Genomic DNA, 21,367 nt, shown 5'->3' with positions numbered 1-21,367 from the left:
ACGCTGGTTTGATCTCGCAGCTTGCGGGGGTAACAGCTTGGCGCGAGGCTTCCCGGTACGCGATATCACCTAGTGGGGCGATGCGGATGGGCAAGGATGTCGAGCGGACCGAGTTCACCCGCGCCGACAGGCAGCGGTTCCGGGAGAAGGTACGCCTGTGCCTGGACGTGTTCGCGCAGATGCTGAAGCAGTCGGCGTTCGACACCGACCGGCCCATGTCCGGGCTGGAGGTCGAGTTGAACCTGGTCGACGCGGCGGGCGACCCGGCGATGAAGAACGAGGACGTCCTGGCGGCGATCGCCGACCCGGACTTCCAGACCGAGCTGGGCCAGTTCAACATCGAGATCAACCTGGCCCCGCGTGAGCTGGGGCCGGACGGGCTGTCCGGGTTCGAGGAGAGCCTCCGCGCGTCGCTGAACGCGGCGGAGGACAAGGCCGGGACGGTCGACGCGAACATCGTGATGATCGGCATCCTGCCGACGCTGCAGCACGACCACATGAACGCCGACACCCTGTCGTCGAACCAGCGCTACAAGCTGCTCGACCAGCAGATCTTCATTGCCCGCGGGGAGGACCTGGAGATCGACATCGCGGGTGAGGAGCGGCTGCGCACCCAGGCGGACACGATCGCGCCCGAGTCGGCGTGCACCAGCGTCCAGTACCACCTGCAGGTGGCGCCGGAGCGGTTCGCCGACTTCTGGAACGCGAGCCAGGTCGTCGCCGGCATCCAGGTCGCGCTGGGCGCCAACTCGCCGTACCTGTTCGGCAAGCAGCTGTGGGCGGAGAGCCGCATCGCGTTGTTCGAGCAGTCCACCGACACGCGGCCGGACGAGCTGAAGGCGCAGGGTGTGCGGCCGCGTGTCTGGTTCGGCGACCGGTGGATCACGTCGATCTTCGACCTGTTCGAGGAGAACGTGCGGTACTACTCGGCGCTGCTGCCGCTGTGCGACGACGAGGACCCGGTGCGGGTGCTGGCCGAGGGCGGCGCCCCGCAGCTGAGCGAGCTGCGCCTGCACAACGGCACGATCTACCGCTGGAACCGGCCGATCTACGACGTGGTCGACGGCCGCCCGCACCTGCGGGTCGAGAACCGGGTGCTGCCCGCAGGCCCGACGGTCGTGGACGTGATGGCCAACGCGGCGCTCTACTTCGGGCTGGTCAGGGCGCTGGCCGACCAAGAGCGTCCACTATGGACGCAGATGAGCTTCTCGGCGGCGGAGGAGAACTTCCACGCCGCGGCCAAGGGCGGGATCGGCGCCAGGGTGTACTGGCCCGGGATCGGCGACGTGCCGGTCACCGAGCTGGTGCTGCGCAGGCTGCTGCCGCTCGCGCACACCGGCCTCGACATGTGGGGCGTCGCCCCCGACCAGCGGGACCGGCTGCTCGGCGTGATCGAACGGCGCTGCATCTCCGGGCGCAACGGGGCGACGTGGCAGGTCGACACCGTGCGCGCGCTGGAGGAGACCCGGTCGGTGACGCGCGAGCAGGCGCTGCGGGAGATGACCCGCCGCTACGCCACCCACATGCACACGAACGAACCCGTGCACACGTGGCCCGGGGTGTAGCGGAGTTGTCAGCTCTCCTGCTGGGTGGTGGCCGCGTCGACGACGGCGTCGCGGAGCACGGCCCGCAGCCTGCCGACGTCCAGCGGGTTGAGCACGGCCGTCTCCCCAGGTGGGGCCACGAGCACCACCCGGCCCTGGCGGACGAACACCGTCAGGTCACGTCTGCGGCCGGCTATGTCGCGACACGTGATCGACCATTCCTTATGGTTGGTCACATTCTCATCCTCCGGCCGTTGGCTGGTTCGCCGCTCAATTATTCGTTCGACACAGAGACGTCGCGACGACGGGGTCGTGACGCGTGAACACACCATCTTCGACGAAAGGCTTGACCGACCATGGCTGAACCGCGCCGCATCGTGATCGTGGGGACCGGGCTCGCCGGCGCCTCGGCGGCTGGTGCGTTGCGTGAGCAGGGCTTCGACGGGGACGTGCTGCTCGTCGGTGAGCAGCGGCACCGGCCCTACGAGCTGCCCGCGCTGTCCAAGGGCATCCTGCTCGGGGACACCGAGGACCCGGACTGGGTTCACGACGAGTCGTTCTACGGTGAGAAGAACATCGAGCTGCGCCTGCACACCCGGGCGACGGCCATCCACCTCGGCGACCGGACCATCGACGTCGGCGGCGCGACCGAGCCGTGGGACCGGCTCGTGCTGGCCACCGGCTCCACGCCGCGCCGCCTGCGGGTGCCGGGCGCCGACTACCCGAACATCCGCAGGCTCCGCCGCCTCGACGACAGCCGTGACCTGCGTGCCGAGCTGACCGAGGGCAAGCGCGTGGTGATCATCGGCGCGGGCTGGATCGGCTGTGAGGTCGCGGCCGCGGCCCGCAAGCACGGCGCGGAGGTCACGGTCATCGACCCGCTGCCGCTGCCGCTGCACCGCGTCCTCGGCGACACGGTCGGCGAGGTGTTCCGCAAGATGCACGAGACCGAGGGCGTGACGTTCCGCCTCGGTGTCGGGGTCGCCGAGTACACCGGCGCCGACGGGGTAGCCACCGGTGTGCGGCTCGAGGACGGTACCGAGGTGACCGGTGACGTGCTGCTGCTCGCGGTCGGCGCGCGGCCGAGGACCGAGCTGGCGCACGACGCCGGCCTGGAGCTGTCCGAGGGCAACGGCGTGGCCGTCGACGCGTCGCTGCGGACGTCGGCGCCGGACGTGTACGCGATCGGCGACATCGCCGCGCACTTCCACCCCGGCCTGGGGCAGCGGGTGCGGGTCGAGCACTGGGCCAACGCGAAGGACCAGGGCGCGCACGTGGCGCAGAACCTGCTCGGCGCGTCCGAGCCGTACACCGCGAGCCCGTACTTCTTCTCCGACCAGTACGACCTCGGCATGGAGTTCCGCGGCCTCGCCGACCCGTTCGCCGACGAGCTGGTCGTGCGCGGTGACCTGGAAGGACGCGAGTTCATCGCCTTCTGGCTGCGGGACGGCGCGGTGCGCGCGGCGATGAACGTCAACATGTGGGACGACGGCGACGCGCTGGGCGCGCTCGTGGACGCGCGGGCCAGGGTGGAGCCCGCGAAGCTGGTGGACGCCGATCTGGCGAGCCTGGTGGGGTAGCCACCGGGGAGGGCGCATGGCGGACGGCTCGATCGAGGCGGTCTTCGTGCGGGCCGAACGGCTGGCCGACGAGGGCAGGCCGAGGGCGGCGATCGCCGTGCTGGAGTCCGCGCTCGAGACCTACCCCGGCAACGCGACCGCGTGGTGCCGGCTGTCCGCCGCGTACCTGGAGGTCGACGAGGCACGCGAGGCGCTGGAGGCGGCCAAGCGCGCCATGGCGCTGGGCGAGCCGGCGTGGGCGCACCGGCTCGCCAGCCTCGCGCTGGTCGAGCTCGGCCGGTACGAGGAGGCCGTGGTCTCCGCGGGCGAGGCCGTCCGCCGCGCCCCCGACGACTGGCGCGGGCTGGTGACGTTGTCGGAGGCGCTCGCGCACGCCGAACCGGAGCAGGCGGTGCGCGCCGCCCGGTCCGCGGTGGCGCTGGCACCGGAGGAGGCCCGCGCGCACGAGGTGCTCGGCGACGCCGCCATGCTCGCCCACGACTGGATGCTCGCCGAGCAGGCCTACCGCGACGCGCTGCGGCTCGACCCGGGGAACCACGAGGTCGCGGCCAAGGTCGAGCGGCTCGAGTACCGCCCCGCCGACGACGCCCGGCGGCGGCGCAGACAGCCGGTCCGCTCCCGCGGCGAGCCCGGGTTCGAGCGGGTGCAGCGGGTGGCGTGGTACCTGGCGCTGCGGCGGGCGGCGGCGTGGCAGGCGGGGCTGGCAGTCGTGCTGGTGTTCGCGTCGCTGGCATGGGTGGGGCTGGGGGCGCTGCTGTTCGTCGGGGTGCTGGCGTGGCGGGGGTACGCGACGCTGCCGCTCGGAGCGCGGGCCCGCGCGAGGGTGCTGTGGCGGCGGGTGCCGCTCGTGGTCGTCGGCGGGGTCGCGCTCGGGGTGTCGTACACGGCGTTGCTCGTGTGGACGGTCGTCACCGCGCTCGGTGGCGTGTTCGTTCCCTTACTGGGCGTGGCTTTCGGAGCCGCGGCGGTCGCGGTTGCGAACAGTTGGTTCGGGTTGTGGCGGATGTGGTCCCGCAGTCGTTAGTGTTCCGCCGGAACCACGCGGGTCCGGGGCGCGTCGGTGCTGAGCCAGCTTCTTCCACACGAGGGGACGATCATGACCCGCCTCGGCGCCATCCTGGCCTTCATCGGGTTCGGATCGGCTCTGCTGCACTTCACGAGCATCCAGTTCAAGCTGCTGTACTGGGCGGAACCGTGGCAGCCGTTCCTCGGTCTCGGTCTCGGCGCGCTCGGCGCCGTGTTCCTGCTGATTCCGATGCTGATGAACAAGGACCACTCCGCCGAGCAGCCGCAGGCGGGGTACGGCCCGCCGCCCGGCGGTCCGGCGCCTGGCGGTCCGGCGCCGCAGGCCGCGTTCGGGCAGCAGCAGGCTTTCCCGCCGCCGGCCGGTTACGGTCCGCCGCCCACGAGCCCGCCCGGTGGGTTCCCGCAGCAGCCCGCACCCGCGGGTCACGGCGGGTTCGCGCCGCAGCCCGGTGGCTACCCGCCGCCCATCCCGCAGCAGGGTCCGCAGTACGGGCCGCGTCCGCCGCAGGGTCCGCCGCAGCCGCGGGGGCCGGTGCAGGACTTCGGTCCGCAGGGCGGGCCGCCGTTCGGTCCGCAGGGCCGGTAGCTGTTGAATGGCGCGGTGGAACTGACGCGCGGGTTCACCGCGGCGCAGTTCGATGACGGGCTCGGCTCGCAGGAGTCGACCGGCCTCGACGGCGGGGCCCAGCACCAGTTCCCGCTCGCCGACCTCGTGGTGTCGCGGAACATCGCCGGGCAGGTGAGCGGCGTCGCGCCGGGCACGCCGAGCCAGATCTCCCGGTGACGGTGCCGGGCACCGTCGGCCAGGCTGTCGCCCTGTTCGCCGTCACGAACGTCGACGACATTCTCGTTCTCGCGCTGTTCTTCGCCCAGGGCGGCACGACCAGGAAGATCGCCGCGGGCCAGTACCTCGGCTTCGCGGGCATCCTCGTCGTGGCGGTGGCAGCCGCGTTCGGCGCCACGTTCCTGCCCGAGGCCGCCGTCCCGTACCTCGGCCTGCTGCCGCTCGCCATCGGCGTCAAGGCGGCCGTGCAGGCGTGGCGGCACCGCGCGGCCCCCGACGAGGAGCAGACGGGCGAGCCGCGCGGACCGAACGTCCTGGCGGTCGCCGCGGTCACCTTCGCGGGCGGCGGCGACAACATCGGGGTCTACGTGCCGGTCTTCGCGACCGCGGGCGTCGGCGGGATGAGCGTGTACGTGCTCGTGTTCCTGGCCCTGGTCGCGGTATGGGTCGCCGCGGGACGGTTCCTGGCGACCCGCCCGGCGGTCGCGAAGGCGTTGTCCCGCTGGGGACACGTGCTGCTGCCCGCCGTCCTGATCGGCATCGGCACGCTGATCCTCGTCGAAGGCGGCGCGTTCGGTCTCTGATCCACGACCGGAACGTGGCAGATTGTCACCTGTTCCACGGCGGAGAAACGGTAGGGAGCGGCAGCGTGGCTGGCCAGTACGGTGCGTATCAGAACGAGATCTTCTGTGTCCGGGTCCGGCCCGGCCAGGAATCTGCCGCTCTGGTAGCCCGCTGACCTGCGGAAACGCATCGCGTCAGTTCTCGCCGGTTCTCGTCACTGGTGGACGTGCAACGGCCTGGAGACGGCCTGGGCTTGATCTTGGCCCTGCCCGTCTGACCAGCACGACGGCCCTCGCGGGCATGGTCCTTCGCGACCGGTCCGCGGGGCCCTCGTACGTCCTGAGCGGGGGACGGAGGCGGTCGGTGCCTATGCCTCGGTGAGTTCGTGGAGAGGCAGAGGACGGTCTGGTTGGGGCTGACATGGTGACGGCGCATGGCTGGTGCTCCAGGAGGTCGTGGCCTGGTGTGGTCCGTTCCTTCGCACGGGCCGTCGGTTAGCGCCGGGTCGTTGCCGTCAAGGGTGGGCGCAGCTCATCGGCGAAGCCGACGCGACGGAGGAGCGCCCTTGATGGCGGCGGGCCGGTGTTAAAGGATCACCGGCTGGTTCGAGGGGACGGCCTTGGTGAGTCGCTGGTGCCATGGCTCGCGGGTGCTCGGCGTCGCTAGTCGAGGTGGCGGGCGGCGGCCGTGAGCGGAGCGGCAGGCCGTCCGCCCGTGCGGCGCGCTAGCGCCGCCTTGATCCCATAGAGCCAAATTCGGCAGGAAACAGGCAGGAGGAAGTACTGGTGCTCTAACGGTGGCGCAGGGCTCATCTGACTTCTACACCCACACTACGGCTAGGACCGCCCTTGACCTGGATAACCATGGGCCGATTGCATTCAGGGCAGACCAGACGCGTCATAGCCGAAACGTTAGCCGTCGCGACCACGATCGGCACTAATCCTGACGCAATGGTTCGCCCACACCTCCCTCACCCCGGTACGAAGCAATCCTGAGCAGGGTCAGCGCGGCACTAAGGACGCTACGCGCCGCTCTGCGGTGACTACGTCATCGTTGACGCCGCGTGCTGGCCCTGCTCAACGATCTGGATTTCGCGTCGACTCGCTCCAAAGTGGCTACTGGGCGACTAGTAAAGTAACAAGTACGCCGAGCAAAGCGACAACGACTCCCGCGAGCGCGATAATAGCGATCTGTAGATGTCGACGACTGTCCCCTCTCTGCTCTCGGTATTCTTCTAAGGTAAGGGGAATGACAATAGCGTAATCCACAGTAGATCGCGCATATGTAAAGGTGGCGATAGAAATCAGCACTCCGAGTGTAGTGCCTATTGCTGTGCCGATGAATATGCTTCGAAGAAGCGTAGAGAGGTCGCCTATGGACAGGATAAATCCGGATAGTAGGCCCGCGGCGCCAAATATCAATGGTGTCACTACCATCACCCATGAAGCCCGCCTGCGCATCGCAGCAGGCAGCCTCGTTACGCGACGTCGTCTTGCCCAGCTGTGGCTTACTAGTGCGGACAATCTGGCATCGCCGACGACAAGCGCATCGTTGTCGCTTAATGACACCTCGACGCTTCTGGTCTTTACCGTGACGCTGGCTAACTCTGCGTCTGTAAGTTTTCGCAAGTCTTCCGGATCAGTGAAAGTTCCGCCAGTGAATGTCATTTCGATCGTATCGGCTGTTGCGTCTTCTGACTGCAGAAGCTCGACTAGTGCGCGCAGATCATCGATGGTCACGACAATTTTACCAAGTGAAAGCGGTTCCGGTTCTGATACCGGTGGGGCCGGACCGCGGCGATGCACTGTCATGCGAGCGAAATCGTCCGCGATTCAACTCGTGTTACGTTAATCCGCATGAAGGAGGGGGCTTCCTGTCATCCCGTCGACCTGGCGTAGCCCGATCGTGCCGGGTCAAGGGGGCACCTACCTCGCAGTCGGCCCTTTGGGCTGGGTCTACCCCCTTGGCGCGGTGCGATAGCCGTTGTGTGGGTCGACGGGGCAGGACGTTCCCCCGACGAACCACAGCGTGCCTGCATCCCCCGCCGTCCCGGAGACCTGCCCCGCCCGAAGGGCTCTGGTCCCTACAGATGAGTCTTGAGCCAAGATGAACCTTCGGTGTTGAAGCCGGTCCACGCTGCTGACTCGCCGGTTATGTCCACCACAAACAACTCATCATTGCTGCCGATGAACCTTTTCAGGTCGTCCCGAACGTCTGCCGTGGAGAGCCGGGTAACGATAATCCACGTGCTGTCCAGGTGATGCCACCAGCCGCTGCCCAACTCCTTGATCCGGTCAGTCAGGCTCTGATAGTCCTGGCCTGGCGTGTTCAGGTCGTATCCGATCAGAATGTTCGCCACGGAGGTCACCTCCCATTATCCATCTCGATCAAACAGGGCGTCGTGCGCCGCCTGTCGAACGCGACTTCCCCAGTATGAACCGTTACCTGATGGTTACTGGGATGCTCCTAAGGGAGGGCTGTATGCCTGCACGGCGATACCACTGTCTCTATCGGACAGACGGCCTATTTATCCTGGCCTGCCTTGAACAAGGAGAGAACGTCTGAACACAACGGCCAGTACGTCGCAGGGCGTGTGGGGCGATGGTCGGCCCGCGCTGACAGTGCTGGTTGTGGTCAAACTGTTCGGTTCATGCAGCGCGCCTTCGAGAAGGTCAATGCCGTTGTGGGCTCGCAGCTTGACGTTGTGCTCGAAGGCGTCGGTGATGCGGATGTAGTAGGTCGGGGTCATCGCGGCGGCGGCTTGGTCTGGAGTCATCCACTCGACGCGACGGGATTCTGGCGTTGTGGCCTCGCGGCCTCCTGCTTTGTGGCAGCGGAACACCAGAGCGACGACGCCGCGGTTCATGTTCTTGTAGACACCGGTCAGCCGTTCCACCTCCACGCGGAGGCCCGTCTCCTCCTGTACCTCGCGGATCACGCCCTGTTCGAACGTCTCGTCCAGCTCCAGTACGCCGCCCGGTGGTTCCCAGTGGCCGTTGTCGCAGCGCTGGATGAGTAGGACGCGGTCGCTCTCGTCGATGACGACTCCGGCGACGCTCACGGAGTGCTTGGCGGTGGGCATGGCCCTACCTTCACTGGGATGGCGGTTGCGGCGGCGTTCTGGTAGCTGGTCAGGGCGGGATAGTAGGCGCGTCGTCGTCGGTTGCGTTGCAATGGCGATGCTCGATCGGCGTCGTAGCAGTGGGAACCATGAACGTCTAGCGATATGGCCATCTTTCGCCTGGTCGGGTGTGGTGGTGACGGTAGCGGTTTGATGCCAGAATCGGACGGGTGGCCGAACTTGCGCTGACTGCCGAACGTCGTAGCGAACTGCTCGCACTGTTGGACGACGAGAAGCGACTTCGTGCTGAGTTCCCGAAGGTGAGCAACTACCTCGAAATGGCTCCGACCTTGCCGGGTACTGGGAACCTTCAAGTTGACGCGGCATTCGACCTGCGATTCACGCATTACGTGACTGGCCGCCGTGCTGTTAGCGCCAACCCGTACTGGGACATTGTTGCTCCGTTCGTGAATGAGCACGAAGGGCGGCAGGTAGTGAACGGGGGAAATCCGGAGGGTAGTGCCCGGTTCGCTTACGCGCAGATGCTGCTGCAGGAGATATATGCCTACGCGATCCCGTCGCCGCAGACGGTCGAATGGGTGTCCTCCTTCTGTGCTGGTCGACAACTTGTCGAACTCGGTGCCGGCCGCGGGTACTGGGCCGAGCAACTGGCTACCGGAGGTGTCGACGTCGCGGCGTATGACTTCGAGCCGCCGGACAAGGTTGACAACGCTTCCTTCTCGCGAGCCGCGGGGCACTCGGACGTGGTGTGGCACCACGTTGGCGACCTGGAGGAGTTCGAGGCCAACAAGGAGGGTTACGGCGACGCGGTGCTCTTCCTGTGCTGGCCACCGGGGTGGGGCAACACCATGGCGTCGGAAGTCCTGCGGGCGTTCGAGGAGGCGGGCGGGACGCGCCTGATCTTCATCGGGCAGCTCAAGGGTGGGATGACGGGTGACGATGCGTTCTTCGATGCCTTGTCGGCTGGATGGCGCCTGGAGTCCGAAGATCCCGGCTTTGTGTCTTGGTGGAACCTACTGGAGGTGGCGCAAGGCTGGTGCGGAGCTGACCAAACGAAATCTGGGCTGAATCTGAGGATTTCAGATTCAGCCCAGACGGCTTTGGCAGTTGTTCAGGATTCGGGTGTCAGCTTCATCCTGAAGGCAAATGCGTCGTACCGGTCCATCGGGGTACGAAATATTGGAAACCATCATGACGCGGCCGTCGCTGGTGAAATAGTGTTGTTGAATTGACTTCACGAGGTCGCCCGGAGGCGTGCGCAACCATTCCGCGGAGCGGCACCCGCCCACCGAGACCACGTTGCCGTGGAAGGAGCCGGACGGTGAGCCCGAGGTGGCATCGTTGATCCTGGTCAACCCGAGGGGCTCGGTGATCGTCCGCAACGTGTTCAACCAGGTGGACGTGGGACCCGGCGTTCGAGCGGGCCGGGCTCGTGAAGACGCCTCGGCGGGACGGGGTGCACGCGCTCCGCCACTTCTACGCCTCGGTGCTGCTCGACGCCGGGGAGTCGATCAAGGCGTTGTCGGAGTGGCTGGGCCATTCGGCCCCGGCGTTCACCATGCGCGTCTACACCCACCTGATGCCCGCCAGCGCTGAACGGGCGAGGAAGGCGATTGATCGCGTACTGGGTGGCGACGACGGCTCGGTGACCATGAAAGATGGGCACGCATCGGTGGACGACTCGGACGGCCTGGAGACGGCCTGAGGCGGTAGGGAGCGGCAAAGTGGCTGGTCAGTACGGCGCTTATCAGAACGAGATCTACCTCCAAGGGCTCGGCGATCAGGTGCCGCCGTTCACCACGGATGGGACGCGGCTCGAGGCGGCCGCGCGGGAGAAGCTCGACGACGGGCCCTACGGGTACGTGGCCGGCGGGGCCGGGTCCGGGGCGACGATGCGGGCGAACCGGGACGCGTTCGACCGGTGGCGGATCGTGCCGCGGATGCTCACCGACGCGACCAAGCGCGACCTGGCCACCACCGTGCTCGGCACCGAGTTGCCCGCGCCCGTGTTGCTGGCGCCGGTCGGGGTGCAGTCGATCGTGCACCCGGAGGGTGAGCTCGCGACCGCGCGGGCGGCCGCCTCGGTCGGGGTGCCCATGGTGCTCTCGACGGCCTCCTCCACCACGATCGAGGACGTCGCCGCTGCCAACGGGGACGGGGTGCGCTGGTTCCAGCTGTACTGGCCCAACGACAACGAGGTGACGATCAGCATCCTCCAGCGGGCGAAGGCCGCCGGGTTCACGACGCTGGTGCTGACGCTCGACACCTGGACGCTCGCGTGGCGGCCCAACGACCTCGACCAGGCCTACCTGCCGTTCATCCGCGGCATCGGCACCGCGATCCCGTTCTCCGACCCCGCGTTCCGCGCGATGCTCGCGAAGACGCCGGAGGAGGACCCGACCGCGGCGATCCTGCAGTGGATCCCGATGTTCACCGGTACCGACCACCACTGGGACCAGCTGCCGTTCCTCCGCGAGCACTGGGACGGCCCGATCGTGCTGAAGGGCATCCAGCACGTCGACGACGCCCGGCGCGCGAGTGACGCCGGGATGGACGGCATCGTCGTCTCCAACCACGGCGGCAGGCAGGTCGACGGCGCGGTGGGCGCCCTCGACGTGCTCCCCGAGATCGCCGCCGCCGTCGGTGACCGGCTCGACGTGCTGTTCGACTCCGGCATCCGCACCGGCGCCGACGTGCTCAAGGCCGTCGCCCTCGGCGCGAAGGCCGTGCTGCTCGGCCGCCCCTACGTGTACGGCCTCGCCCTCGGCGGCGAGGACGGCGTGCGGCACGCGCTGCGCGGCATCCTCGCCGAGCTGGACCTCACGCTCGGGCTGTCGGGCAACCGCACCCTCGCGGACCTGTCCCCGGACACCCTGCGCCGCGCCTAGTCACTTCGCGTCGGCGTAGCAGTCGACCACCGTCGCCTCCAGCGGGAAGTGCACCGGGGTGTCGCCGAACACCAGGCTGGACGCCGTCAGCGCCGACGCGCGGACGGCGTCCGCCACCTGGTCCGCGATCTCCGCCGGGCAGTGCACCATCACCTCGTCGTGCTGGAAGAACACCAGCTGGGCCGCCGTGCCCGCGATGCGTTGCCGCAGCGTGGCCAGCAGCGTCAGCGCCCAGTCCGCGGCGCTCGCCTGCACGACGAAGTTGCGCGTGAACCGCCCCCAGTCGCGGGCGGCCTGGCGGGAGCGGCGTTCGTCCACGTCCGGGGAACCCATCAGCACACGCCACTTCTCGCTCGGCGGCGGCGACGTCCTGCCCAGGCGGGAGCGCACGACCTGGCCCTCCTCGCCCGCGCGGGCCGCGGCCTCCACGTACTCCACGGCCTGCGGGAACCGCTTGCGCAGCTTCGCCAGCAGGGGACCGGCGCCGCCGCTCGTGCCGCCGTACATGGCCGACAGCATGGCGATCTTCGCGTGGCCTCGGTCGCCGTCGAAGACCTCCTCCGCGAGGCCGGCGTACAGGTCCACGCCACGCGACACCTCCGCGAGCTTCCGGTCGCCCGCCAGCGCCGCGAGGACCCTCGGCTCCAGCTGTGCCGCGTCCGCGACCACCAGGGACCAGCCGTCGTCCGCGCGGACCGCCGTGCGCAGCTGTTTCGGCAGCTGCAGCGCGGCACCGCCCCGCGTCGCCCAGCGGCCCGAGACCACGCCGCCCACGACGTACTCCGGGCGGAACCGGCCCGCCGCGACCCAGGAGTCCAGCCACGACCAGCCGTGCGCCACCCACAGCCGCGCCAGTTCCTTGTAGCGCAGCAGCGGGGCCACGGCCGGGTGGTCGACCTCCTTGAGCACGTGCGCCCTGCTCGACGGCACGTCGACGCCCGCCCTGGCGAACGCGCGGACCACGCTCGCCGGGTTGTCCGGGTTGACCTGCCGCGACTCGGGCGCGCCGACCAGCCCGAACGCCTCGGTGATCTCCTCGGCCAGCTCCGCGAGGACCTTCGGCCGGGTGCCGGCGGGCGGTTTCGGGCCCAACAGCTCCGTGAGCAGAGCCGTGTGCACGTCCGCACGCCACGGGAGCCCGTGGTGCGTCATCTCCGCGGCCGCCAGCGCGCCCGCGGACTCCGCCGCCACGAGCAGGCGTAATCGGTCCGGGTGCGCGGTCGCCGCGATGCGTTTTTGCTGGTCGTCGTACACGGCGGCCGCCGCGGTGAGCGGGTCGGCGCCCGCCGGGACCGGTTCCCGCTCCGCCTCGAACAGCGCGGGCTGCTCGGCGCGGGCGGCGGGGCGGGGATCGTCCGGCTCCGGCAGGTCACGCATGCGTGCCCACGCGGCGGCGAGGTTGCGGGGGCGGCCTGGGCGCTCCTCGAACGCCAGCAGGATGCCCTCGGTGAGCGCGAGGTCGTGGCAGCGGTCGATGCGCACGCCCGCGCGCAGCAGGTCGGGGTAGAGCGCCTCGACGGAGGGCAGCACCCAGCGCGCGTCCCGCCCGGCCATCCAGGCGGCCAGGTCACGGACGCGTTCCGGCACGCCGGAAGGGCCGAGCACCCGCCCGGCGCCGTCCGCTTCCGGCACGACCACGACACGCATGCCCGCATTGTGCGCTCGACCACCGACAATTTTGGGACGGCACCACTGGCCCGTTAGTTAACTAGCCAGTAGGTTCGGGGTCAGGGACGTGACGAGGAGGTCAGCGAGTGTTCAGGGCGCTCTCCCAGGTACCGGCCGCGATCCGTGGGTTCGACGTGCTCAGGCGCGCCGGGCTGGCCCCCGTCGCCCGCCCTGACCAGGCACTCCGCTCGCTGCTGACGTTGCGGCGGCTCGGCCCGATCGCGGGTGCCGCGCAGGTCGCCGCCGACCGCGACGACACGGCCGTCGCCATCGTCGACGAGCTCGGCTCGCTCACCTACCACCAGCTCGGTACCCGTGCGAACGCCCTGGCCAGGGCGTTCGCCGACCGCGGGCTCGGGGCGACGTCGGTCATCGCGCTCATGGCGCGCGACCACCGCGGCGCCGTCGACACCATGATCGCCGCCGGGAAGCTCGGCGCCCGCATCCTGCTCATGAACACCGGCTTCGCGAAGCCGCAGCTCGTGGACGTCGCCCGCCGGGAGAAGGTCGAGGCGGTCGTCTATGACCAGGAATTCACCTCATTGGTTGACGCCCTTGACAGCGACGTCCAGCGTGTCCTCGCGTGGGTCGACGACGACGGGCACGACGTGCCCACCCTCGAGGAGCTGATCGCCAAGACCGACGACCGGCCCGTGCCGAACCCGCCGAACCCCGGCGGTCTGGTGCTGCTGACCAGCGGCACCACCGGCACCCCGAAGGGCGCGCCGCGCACGGTCCGCTCGCCGCTCGCCGCCGCCCAGTTCCTCGACCGGATCCCGCTGCGGACCGGGGAGTGCACGGTCATGGCCGCCCCGCTGTTCCACGGGACCGGTCTGTCGCAGTTCTTGCTGTCGCTGTCGCTCGGCTCGACCGTGGTGCTGCGCCGCAAGTTCGACCCGGAGGCGACGGTCCGCGCCGTCCAGGACAACAAGGCCACCGCGCTGGTGCTCGTGCCGACCATGCTGCGGCGCATCCTCGACCTCGGCGACGAGGTGCTGGCGAAGTACGACACGTCGTCGCTGCGCATCATCTTCTGCGCCGGTTCCGCGCTGCCGCCCGAGCTGGGCAACCGGGCGACCGAGGCGTTCGGCGACGTCGTGCACAACCTGTACGGGTCGACGGAGGTCGCGGTCGCGACGGTCGCGACGCCGGAGGACTGGCGGAAGGCGCCGGGCACGGTCGGCCGCGCGCCGGTCGGCTGCCGGGTCGCGCTCTACGACGACGAGGGCCGCAAGATCACCGCGCCGCACGTGACCGGCCGCGTGTTCGTCGGCAGCATGCTGTCCTTCGAGGGCTACACCGACGGCAGGCACAAGGAGATCATCGACGGGCTGCTGTCCAGTGGGGACGTCGGCCACTACGACGAGGACGGTCTGCTGTTCATCGACGGCCGCGACGACGACATGATCGTCTCCGGCGGCGAGAACGTGTTCCCCGGCGAGATCGAGAACCTGCTGCTGGAACACGACGGCGTCGCCGAGGCGGCGGTCGCGGGCGTGGCCGACGACGAGTACGGGCAGCGGCTCGCGGCGTACGTGGTGCGCAGGCCGGGCGTGACCGTCGACGGCGAGGAGCTGAAGGCGTACGTGAAGGCCAACCTCGCGCGGTTCAAAGTCCCGCGCGACGTGGTGTTCGTCGACGAGCTGCCGCGCAACGCGACCGGCAAACTGCTGCGCAACAAACTGGGCTGAGTTATCACATCCGTATTTTCGGCGCAACCGCAGATCGTCGGTAATTGCGTCCCATAATGCGGGCGAATTCTGTCCCGACAATTCCAGACGATCGTCGGGTCGTGCTGTTAACCCAGGTCAGCGCGTTGCTTATACTCCGTTCGGGCTAAAACTGGTAACGGTCAGTCATTGCTTCTCGTTGTCGCCCGGAGGTTGCATGACCATGGGACGGCCGTATTAGGGGCAGCAATTGCGCAGTGCGGCTCGTCCTTTTATCAGTCGGGGACTGGAAGGGTGAGCAATGAAACTCACGGGTCGGGGCCGGCTCATCGCCGGCGCGGGAGTGGCGGGTGCGGTGGCGGTCGCCACGGCGATCGCGGCGATGCCCGCACAAGCGGCCGAGGGGCAGATCCTGCTGGCCGGCAGCGAGAACGCGGTGGCGGACAGCTACATCGTGGTGCTGAAGGACGGCGTCCGCAGCGCGTCCGTCGCGGCGGAGGCGTCGAGCCTGTCGGCCAAGTACGGCGCACAGGTCAGCCGCACGTACTCGAGCGCGCTGCACGGGTTCGCCGTCCACGCCACCGAGGCGGAGGCGAAGCGGCTCGCCGCGGACGGCGCGGTCGAGTTCGTGCAGGCGAACCAGAAGTTCACCATCAACGACACGCAGGACAGTCCGCCGTCGTGGGGTCTGGACCGGCTCGACCAGCGCGACCTGCCGCTGGACGACTCGTACACCTACACCAACAAGGGTGACGGCGTCACCGCGTACGTGATCGACACCGGCGTCATGGTCGACCACCCGACGTTCGAGGGCCGGGCGACCGGCGGCTTCGACGCGATCGACGGCGACAACGACCCGGCCGACGGGCACGGGCACGGCACGCACGTCGCGGGCACCATCGGCGGCGCCGAGTACGGCGTGGCCAAGGGCGTCGACATCGTCGGCGTCCGCGTGCTGGACGACAGCGGTTCCGGCACGACCGAGCAGGTTGTCGCGGGCATCGACTGGGTGGCGCAGAACCACAGCGGCCCGTCGGTGGCGAACATGAGCCTCGGCGGCGGCGTCGACGAGGCACTGGACGAGGCCGTGCGCGGCGCCATCTCGTCGGGCGTGACGTTCGCGATCGCGGCGGGCAACTCGTCGGCGGACGCGAACGACTTCTCGCCCGCCCGCGTCACCGAGGCCATCACCGTGGCGGCGTCGGACGACGCGGACGGCCAGGCGTCGTTCTCCAACTACGGCGAGGTCGTGGACCTGTACGCGCCGGGCGTGGACATCACGTCGTCGTGGAACGACGGTGCCACCAACACGATCAGCGGCACCTCGATGGCCACCCCGCACGTGGCGGGCGCGGCGGCGCTGTTCCTGTCGGCCAACCCGGACGCCACCCCGGCGGACGTGGCCACGGGCCTGACCGGCGCGGCAACCCCGGACAAGATCACCAACGCGAGCCCGGGCACGCCGAACCTGCTGCTCTACACGGGCGCCTGACAGAGTTGTCCACAACCCACTGAGTTGTCCACAACCAACACCGACCCCCTCGTTCCTGTCACCCCCACCTGGTAGACTGGCACGGCGGGACGCCCCCGGGATCGGGTGGGGGCTGGGCATCGCGCGCGCGAGACGCTCTGCGTCGTCGGTTGTCGTGTGCGGGCCCTGGGGTTTGCGGAGCGCTCGGCCGGATTTCCGGTCGGGCGCTCCGTTTTTGTGCGGGCGGGTTTGTCGAGCCTGAGGTGGGGTGGTTTCGGGGCTTGCCTGTGGGGATTTGCCGGGGTGGGTCATGCACCGGCCGGCGGTCGGGTGCTCCGTTTTTGTGCGGGCGGTTGTTGGGTTTGTCGAGTCCGGGGTGGGGTGGTTTCGGGGCTTGCCTGTGGGGATTTGCCTGGTTGGGGCATGCATCGGCCGGGGGTGGTCGGGTGGTTGTTGGGTTTGTCGAGCCCGGGGTGGGGTGGTTTCGGGGCTTGCCTGTGGGGATTTGCCTGGTTGGGGCATGCACCGGTCGGCGGTTGGTCGGGTGCTCCGTTGTTTGTTGTTGGGGCGTGGGATGGGGGTTTGTCTGTGGGGCGGGGCTGGGCTCTGGTTGTGGCGGGGGCGTGGGTGCGTTCTCGCTGTGGGTTGTGGTGTGAGCGGACTTCGGGTTGGGGGCTTGGCCGGGCGTTCCGTTGTTTGTGGGTGTTCGTTGGCGGGGCGAGGGCTTGGGATCGGGTCTGCGATGGGTAGCACCTGGAAGCTGGCTGTGACGAGCGTGGCTTTGCCGGGTGCTGGGGGCGGGTCGTTGCCCGCTTGTGGACAACCTCGTTGCGGTGGGCCGGTTTTGTCGGTGGGCGCCGGTAGTGTGGTTCGAGGGGGCCGGCGGCCAGCGGTCTACATAGGACCCGCCAGGCCCAGCGCGGCTCTCGTCGCGGGAGTGTCCTCGTACACGCGCCACTCCGCGACCCGCTCACCCTCGACGATCGCCGTCCACAGGGCTGGGCCCGCCAGTTCCGGTTCGGCGCAGACTGAGCAGCCCTCGATCACGACGACGTGCCCGCGCGTCGCCACAGAGGTGAACGTGTTCCGGTAGTCCGGGAAAGCGGCGAAGAACCCGCGCCACGCGGCCAGGCACGCCTGCTTCCCCCGCACGACGGCCCCCGCGGCGTCCACGAAACGGTGGTCGTCCGTCATCAACTCTGCCAGTCCGTGCAGGTCAGCGTGGTTGACGCAGTCGTTGAACCGGGTGGCGGGATTCGCCTGCATGGCGGCACCCTAGGCCGCTTTGGGCGGCGTGACCACAGGGCTCTGGGCAGTGACGCAGGTCTCAGGCGAAGAGAACCTGTTCTGCATCGATGAACTCGGTTTTCCGCGGCTAGGGTGCCTTTCGTGGACTTCTCGCATTCGGCCACGGCGGCCGACTACCTGCGCCGGGTGTCCGACTTCGTGCGGACCGAGATCGAGCCGGTCGAGCCCGAGTACCACCGGGCCCTGCACGCCAGCACCGACCCCTGGACGGTCCTGCCCGTCATCGACGAGCTCAAGGCCAAGGCGCGCGAGGCAGGCCTCTGGAACCTCTTCCTCCCGGACACCGACCGCGGCGCCGGCCTCTCCAACGTCGAGTACGCGCCGCTCGCCGAGCAGATGGGGCGCTCCTTCATCGCCCCCGAGGTCTTCAACTGCAACGCGCCCGACACCGGCAACATGGAGGTCCTCACCCAGTACGGCAGCCCTGACCAGCAGGAACAGTGGCTCGAGCCGCTCCTGCGCGGTGAGATCCGCTCCGCCTTCTGCATGACGGAACCCGCCGTCGCGTCCTCCGACGCCACCAACATGGCGGCCACCGCCGTCGTCGACGGCGACGAGGTCGTGATCAACGGGCGGAAGTGGTGGAGCACGGGCGTCGGCCACCCGAACTGCAAGGTCGTCATCTTCATGGGGCTCACCGACCCCGAGGCTGACCGTCACCGGCGTCACTCGATGGTGCTCGTGCCGATCGACACCGAAGGGGTGAAGGTCGAGCGCATGTTGTCCGTGTTCGGGCACCGGGACGAGCCGTACGGGCACGGCGAGGTGAGTTTCACGGACGTCCGGGTGCCGTTGAGCAACGTGATCGCCGGGCCTGGCCGCGGGTTCGAGATCGCCCAGGGGCGGCTCGGGCCGGGCCGCATCCACCACTGCATGCGGCTCATCGGGCTCGCCGAGCGGTCACTCGAGCTGGCCTGCGCACGGGCGAGCAAGCGGGAGGCGTTCGGCAAGCCGCTCGCCAACCTCGGTGGCAACCGGGAGCGCATCGCCAAGGCGCGGATCGCCATCAACCAGGCGCGGCTGCTCGTCCTGCACACCGCGTGGCTGCTCGACACCAAGGGCCTCGCCGGCGCGCGCAGCGAGGTGTCGCAGATCAAGGTCGCCGTGCCGAACATGGCGCTCGAGGTGATCGACATGGCCATCCAGCTGCACGGCGCCGCCGGGCTGTCCGAGGACTTCCCGCTCGCCGCCGCCTACACCAGCGCCCGCTCCCTGCGGCTCGCCGACGGGCCCGACGAGGTCCACATGGGCCTCGTCGCCCGGTACGAGATGGCTGCCCACAAGTAATGGCCGACCGCGTACTCGTCACCGGCGCCGCGTCCGGGCTCGGGCGGGCCATTGCCGCGCGCTACGCGGGCGCGGGCCGGCGGGTTCTCCTGTCCGATGTGGACGTCGCAGCCGCGGCGCGCGCCGCGGAGGAGATCGGGGCGTCGGCCATCGGGCTCGACGTCACCGACGAAGCGGCATGGGCGGGCGCCCGCGAGTGGTGCGAGCGCGAGTGGGGCGGGCTGGACGTGCTCGTCAACAACGCGGGCGTGGGCGCGGGCGGCCGGTTCGAGAAGATCGGCGCGGGCGACTGGGACTGGATCTGGGCGATCAACGTCAAGGGCGTCGTCCTCGGCTGCCGGACGTTCGTGCCGGACTTCAAGGCACGCGGCAGCGGCCACCTGGTGAACGTCGCCTCGCTCGCCGGGATCATGAACCTCCCCGCGATGAGCAGCTACAACGTCACCAAGGCCGCCGTCATCTCGCTCTCCGACACGCTCCGCCTCGAGCTCGAGCCCTACGGCGTGCACACGACCGTGGTCTGCCCGGCGTTCGTGCGGACCAACCTCGGCGACCGGCTGCGCAGCCCGGACCCGGCGCTCGCCACGCTGATGGACCGGCTGATGACGTCGTCGAAGATCACCGCCGAGGACGTCGCGGACCAGGTGTTCGACGCGGTGGCACGCAAGAAGTTCCTCCTGCTCACCCATCCCGACGGGCGCCGCTCCGCGCTGCTCAAGCGGTTCGGGCGCACCGACGGGCAGGTGCGGAAGTACTGGACACGGCTGCGGGCGGCCGTGGAGAAGGGAGAACGGTGAAGGACCAGCCAGGTGCGCTGCGGGACGAGGACGCGTTCGACACGGCGGCCGTGCACGAGTGGCTGTCGTCCAGAGTGGACGGCCTCGGTGGCCCGCCGGAGGTGCGCCAGTACCCCGGCGGCGCCTCGAACCTGACCTACCTGCTGTCCTACCCGGACCGCGAGCTGATCCTGCGCCGCCCGCCCAAGGGGCACAAGGCGGCCTCCGCGCACGACATGCGCCGCGAGTACACCGTGCAGGAGAAGCTCAAGCCGGTCTACCCGTACGTCCCGAACGTGCTCGCGCTGTGCACCGACCACGACGTGCTCGGCTCGGACTTCTACGTCATGGACCGCATCGACGGCATCATCCTCCGCGGCGACCTGCCGGACGGGCTGACGCTGTCACCGGACGAGGCGTCCTCGCTCGCGTACCGCACGTTCGACCGGCTCATCGAGCTGCACGAGGTGGACCCGGACGCGGCGGGCCTGTCCGACCTCGGCAAGGGCGCCGGGTACGTCGCCCGCCAGGTGCGCGGCTGGTCCGACCGCTACCGCAAGGCACGCACCCCGAACTCGCCGGACGGCGAGGCGGTGATGACCTGGCTCGACGCCAACCAGCCTGCCGACGTGCGCACCTGCGTGATCCACAACGACTTCCGGTTCGACAACGTGGTCCTCGACGAGGACCTCACGGTGGTCGGCGTCCTCGACTGGGAGATGGCCACGCTCGGCGACCCGCTGATGGACCTCGCGGGCTGCATGGCGTACTGGATCCAGGCCGACGACGACGAGGTCGCGCAGCTGTCGCGGCGCCAGCCGTCGCACCTGCCCGGCATGCCCAAGCGCAGGGAACTGGTCGCCTACTACTGCGACCGCATGGGCCTCTCCGCCGACAACTGGGTGTTCTACGAGGTGTTCGGCTGGTTCCGGCTGCAGGTGATCATGCAGCAGATCTACTACCGCTACCACAGTGGACAGACGCACAACGAGGCGTTCGCCGGCTTTCCCCGGTTCGTCGCCTACCTCGACGAGCGCTGCCGCAAGGCGATCACGTGACCGCCGTCTACCTGCTGCGTCACGGGCAGGCGTCGTTCGGCGGGCCCGACTACGACCTGCTGTCCGCGACCGGCAAGCAGCAGGCCGTCGTGCTCGGCCAGGAGCTGCGGCGGCGCGAGCTCGCGGTCCACGCGGTGTGGAGCGGCACGTTGCGCAGGCAGCTGCAGACCGCGTCCGCGTGCCTCGCCGAGGCCGGGGTCGAGCTGCCGGTCCGCGAGGACGCGCGGTGGAACGAGTACGACCACCTCGGGCTCGTGCCGTCCGGGCAGCCGGTCGCCGAGCTGGAGGACGCGACCCGGCACTTCCAGCGGCAGCTCGACGAGGCCATCGAGGCGTGGATCAGCGGCGGGCACGCCGCGGGCTCGACCGGCACGTGGGCCGAGTTCACCGGCGGCGTCCGCGACGCGCTCGGTGAGGTGCTCGCCGGGCTGCCGCGCGGCACCGCCGCGCTCGTGTTCACCTCGGCGGGCGTGATCAGCGCGATCTGCGCGACGCTGCTGTCCGCGCCTGCCGCGGGGTACCTCGCGCTCAACCGGACCATGGCGAACGCGAGCATCACCAAGCTGGTGCGCGGCCGGTCCGGGGTGAGCCTGGTGTCGGTCAACGAGCACGGTCACTTCGACGGTCCCCACCGCGACCTGCTGACCTACCGGTAGGAGGA

General features: G+C 69.3%; 20 protein-coding genes and 1 pseudogene. 15 read left to right on the top strand and 6 right to left on the bottom strand.

Annotation, left to right across the window (positions count from 1 at the left end):
- The first annotated feature begins 86 nt into the window (after positions 1-86).
- The gene (locus tag ACYQ77_RS29465; RefSeq protein ID WP_459716872.1) at positions 87-1,565 is read left to right on the top strand and encodes a glutamate--cysteine ligase; all 1,479 of its coding nucleotides are present in this window, start codon (positions 87-89) and stop codon (positions 1,563-1,565) included.
- A gap of 8 nt (positions 1,566-1,573) precedes the next feature.
- Here the strand turns inward: ACYQ77_RS29465 and ACYQ77_RS29460 are convergent, their stop codons facing one another.
- Positions 1,574-1,780: a hypothetical protein gene (locus tag ACYQ77_RS29460; protein WP_459716871.1), complete on the bottom strand. Its 207-nt coding sequence runs from the start codon at positions 1,778-1,780 to the stop codon at positions 1,574-1,576.
- Positions 1,781-1,900: 120 nt separating this feature from the next.
- Here ACYQ77_RS29460 and ACYQ77_RS29455 point away from each other — a divergent pair, with 120 nt between their 5' ends.
- The 5 genes from ACYQ77_RS29455 (at position 1,901) to ACYQ77_RS29435 (ending at position 5,518) form a co-directional block, all read left to right on the top strand.
- Positions 1,901-3,124, top strand: a complete 1,224-nt coding sequence (locus ACYQ77_RS29455) for an NAD(P)/FAD-dependent oxidoreductase (RefSeq protein ID WP_459716869.1) — start codon at positions 1,901-1,903, stop codon at positions 3,122-3,124.
- A 16-nt stretch (positions 3,125-3,140) separates the two neighbouring features.
- Complete coding sequence (locus ACYQ77_RS29450; protein WP_459716868.1) at positions 3,141-4,148, top strand: tetratricopeptide repeat protein; 1,008 nt, start codon at positions 3,141-3,143, stop codon at positions 4,146-4,148.
- 72 nt (positions 4,149-4,220) lie between these two features.
- Positions 4,221-4,736 (top strand): hypothetical protein, encoded by a 516-nt coding sequence (locus ACYQ77_RS29445; protein ID WP_459716866.1) that lies wholly within the window; start codon positions 4,221-4,223, stop codon positions 4,734-4,736.
- Positions 4,737-4,751: 15 nt separating this feature from the next.
- The gene (locus ACYQ77_RS29440) at positions 4,752-4,934 is read left to right on the top strand and encodes a hypothetical protein (RefSeq protein WP_459716864.1); all 183 of its coding nucleotides are present in this window, start codon (positions 4,752-4,754) and stop codon (positions 4,932-4,934) included.
- Positions 4,931-5,518: a cadmium resistance transporter gene (locus tag ACYQ77_RS29435; protein ID WP_459716863.1), complete on the top strand. Its 588-nt coding sequence runs from the start codon at positions 4,931-4,933 to the stop codon at positions 5,516-5,518. Before ACYQ77_RS29440 ends, ACYQ77_RS29435 begins: the two co-directional genes overlap by 4 nt.
- Before the next feature lie 1,095 nt (positions 5,519-6,613).
- On the opposite strand, the gene ACYQ77_RS29430 is transcribed toward ACYQ77_RS29435, so the two are convergent.
- The 3 genes from ACYQ77_RS29430 to ACYQ77_RS29420 form a co-directional block, all read right to left on the bottom strand.
- Positions 6,614-7,237 carry a hypothetical protein gene (locus tag ACYQ77_RS29430; protein ID WP_459716861.1) on the bottom strand — a complete coding sequence of 208 codons (624 nt, stop codon included), beginning with the start codon at positions 7,235-7,237 and terminating at the stop codon, positions 6,614-6,616.
- 344 nt (positions 7,238-7,581) lie between these two features.
- The gene (locus ACYQ77_RS29425) at positions 7,582-7,857 is read right to left on the bottom strand and encodes a hypothetical protein (RefSeq protein ID WP_459716859.1); all 276 of its coding nucleotides are present in this window, start codon (positions 7,855-7,857) and stop codon (positions 7,582-7,584) included.
- 168 nt (positions 7,858-8,025) lie between these two features.
- A complete protein-coding gene (locus ACYQ77_RS29420) occupies positions 8,026-8,580 on the bottom strand; it encodes an NUDIX hydrolase (RefSeq protein WP_459716858.1) in 555 nt (184 codons plus the stop codon).
- Between the two features lie 209 nt (positions 8,581-8,789).
- Here ACYQ77_RS29420 and ACYQ77_RS29415 point away from each other — a divergent pair, with 209 nt between their 5' ends.
- From ACYQ77_RS29415 to ACYQ77_RS29405, 3 genes and pseudogenes are all read left to right on the top strand, one after another.
- Complete coding sequence (locus tag ACYQ77_RS29415; RefSeq protein WP_459716856.1) at positions 8,790-9,812, top strand: hypothetical protein; 1,023 nt, start codon at positions 8,790-8,792, stop codon at positions 9,810-9,812.
- 197 nt (positions 9,813-10,009) lie between these two features.
- Positions 10,010-10,285: pseudogene (locus ACYQ77_RS29410) on the top strand (hypothetical protein); the annotation flags it as partial.
- Between the two features lie 19 nt (positions 10,286-10,304).
- Complete coding sequence (locus ACYQ77_RS29405; RefSeq protein ID WP_459716855.1) at positions 10,305-11,468, top strand: lactate 2-monooxygenase; 1,164 nt, start codon at positions 10,305-10,307, stop codon at positions 11,466-11,468.
- Here ACYQ77_RS29405 and ACYQ77_RS29400 read toward each other — a convergent pair whose 3' ends face one another.
- Positions 11,469-13,115 (bottom strand): bifunctional 3'-5' exonuclease/DNA polymerase, encoded by a 1,647-nt coding sequence (locus tag ACYQ77_RS29400; protein WP_459716853.1) that lies wholly within the window; start codon positions 13,113-13,115, stop codon positions 11,469-11,471.
- A gap of 107 nt (positions 13,116-13,222) precedes the next feature.
- Between ACYQ77_RS29400 and ACYQ77_RS29395 the strand changes: the two genes are divergently transcribed.
- A complete protein-coding gene (locus ACYQ77_RS29395) occupies positions 13,223-14,827 on the top strand; it encodes an AMP-binding protein (RefSeq protein ID WP_459716852.1) in 1,605 nt (534 codons plus the stop codon).
- A gap of 280 nt (positions 14,828-15,107) precedes the next feature.
- Complete coding sequence (locus tag ACYQ77_RS29390) at positions 15,108-16,298, top strand: S8 family peptidase (RefSeq protein WP_459716850.1); 1,191 nt, start codon at positions 15,108-15,110, stop codon at positions 16,296-16,298.
- 873 nt (positions 16,299-17,171) lie between these two features.
- On the opposite strand, the gene ACYQ77_RS29385 is transcribed toward ACYQ77_RS29390, so the two are convergent.
- A complete protein-coding gene (locus tag ACYQ77_RS29385; protein ID WP_459716848.1) occupies positions 17,172-17,543 on the bottom strand; it encodes a nuclear transport factor 2 family protein in 372 nt (123 codons plus the stop codon).
- 123 nt (positions 17,544-17,666) lie between these two features.
- Here ACYQ77_RS29385 and ACYQ77_RS29380 point away from each other — a divergent pair, with 123 nt between their 5' ends.
- The 4 genes from ACYQ77_RS29380 to ACYQ77_RS29365 are packed head-to-tail and all read left to right on the top strand — an operon-like array spanning position 17,667 to position 21,362.
- The gene (locus tag ACYQ77_RS29380; protein ID WP_459716846.1) at positions 17,667-18,872 is read left to right on the top strand and encodes an acyl-CoA dehydrogenase family protein; all 1,206 of its coding nucleotides are present in this window, start codon (positions 17,667-17,669) and stop codon (positions 18,870-18,872) included.
- A complete protein-coding gene (locus tag ACYQ77_RS29375) occupies positions 18,872-19,669 on the top strand; it encodes an SDR family NAD(P)-dependent oxidoreductase (RefSeq protein ID WP_459716844.1) in 798 nt (265 codons plus the stop codon). The genes ACYQ77_RS29380 and ACYQ77_RS29375 overlap by 1 nt, the downstream gene beginning before the upstream one ends.
- Complete coding sequence (locus ACYQ77_RS29370) at positions 19,666-20,706, top strand: phosphotransferase family protein (protein ID WP_459716843.1); 1,041 nt, start codon at positions 19,666-19,668, stop codon at positions 20,704-20,706. The genes ACYQ77_RS29375 and ACYQ77_RS29370 overlap by 4 nt, the downstream gene beginning before the upstream one ends.
- Positions 20,703-21,362 (top strand): histidine phosphatase family protein, encoded by a 660-nt coding sequence (locus ACYQ77_RS29365; protein ID WP_459716841.1) that lies wholly within the window; start codon positions 20,703-20,705, stop codon positions 21,360-21,362. The genes ACYQ77_RS29370 and ACYQ77_RS29365 overlap by 4 nt, the downstream gene beginning before the upstream one ends.
- Positions 21,363-21,367 lie beyond the last annotated feature (5 nt).

Source organism: Actinophytocola sp. KF-1 (assembly GCF_054661535.1).
Note: the sequence above shows the minus strand (reverse complement) of the source record. Positions and strands in the feature narration are given on the sequence as shown.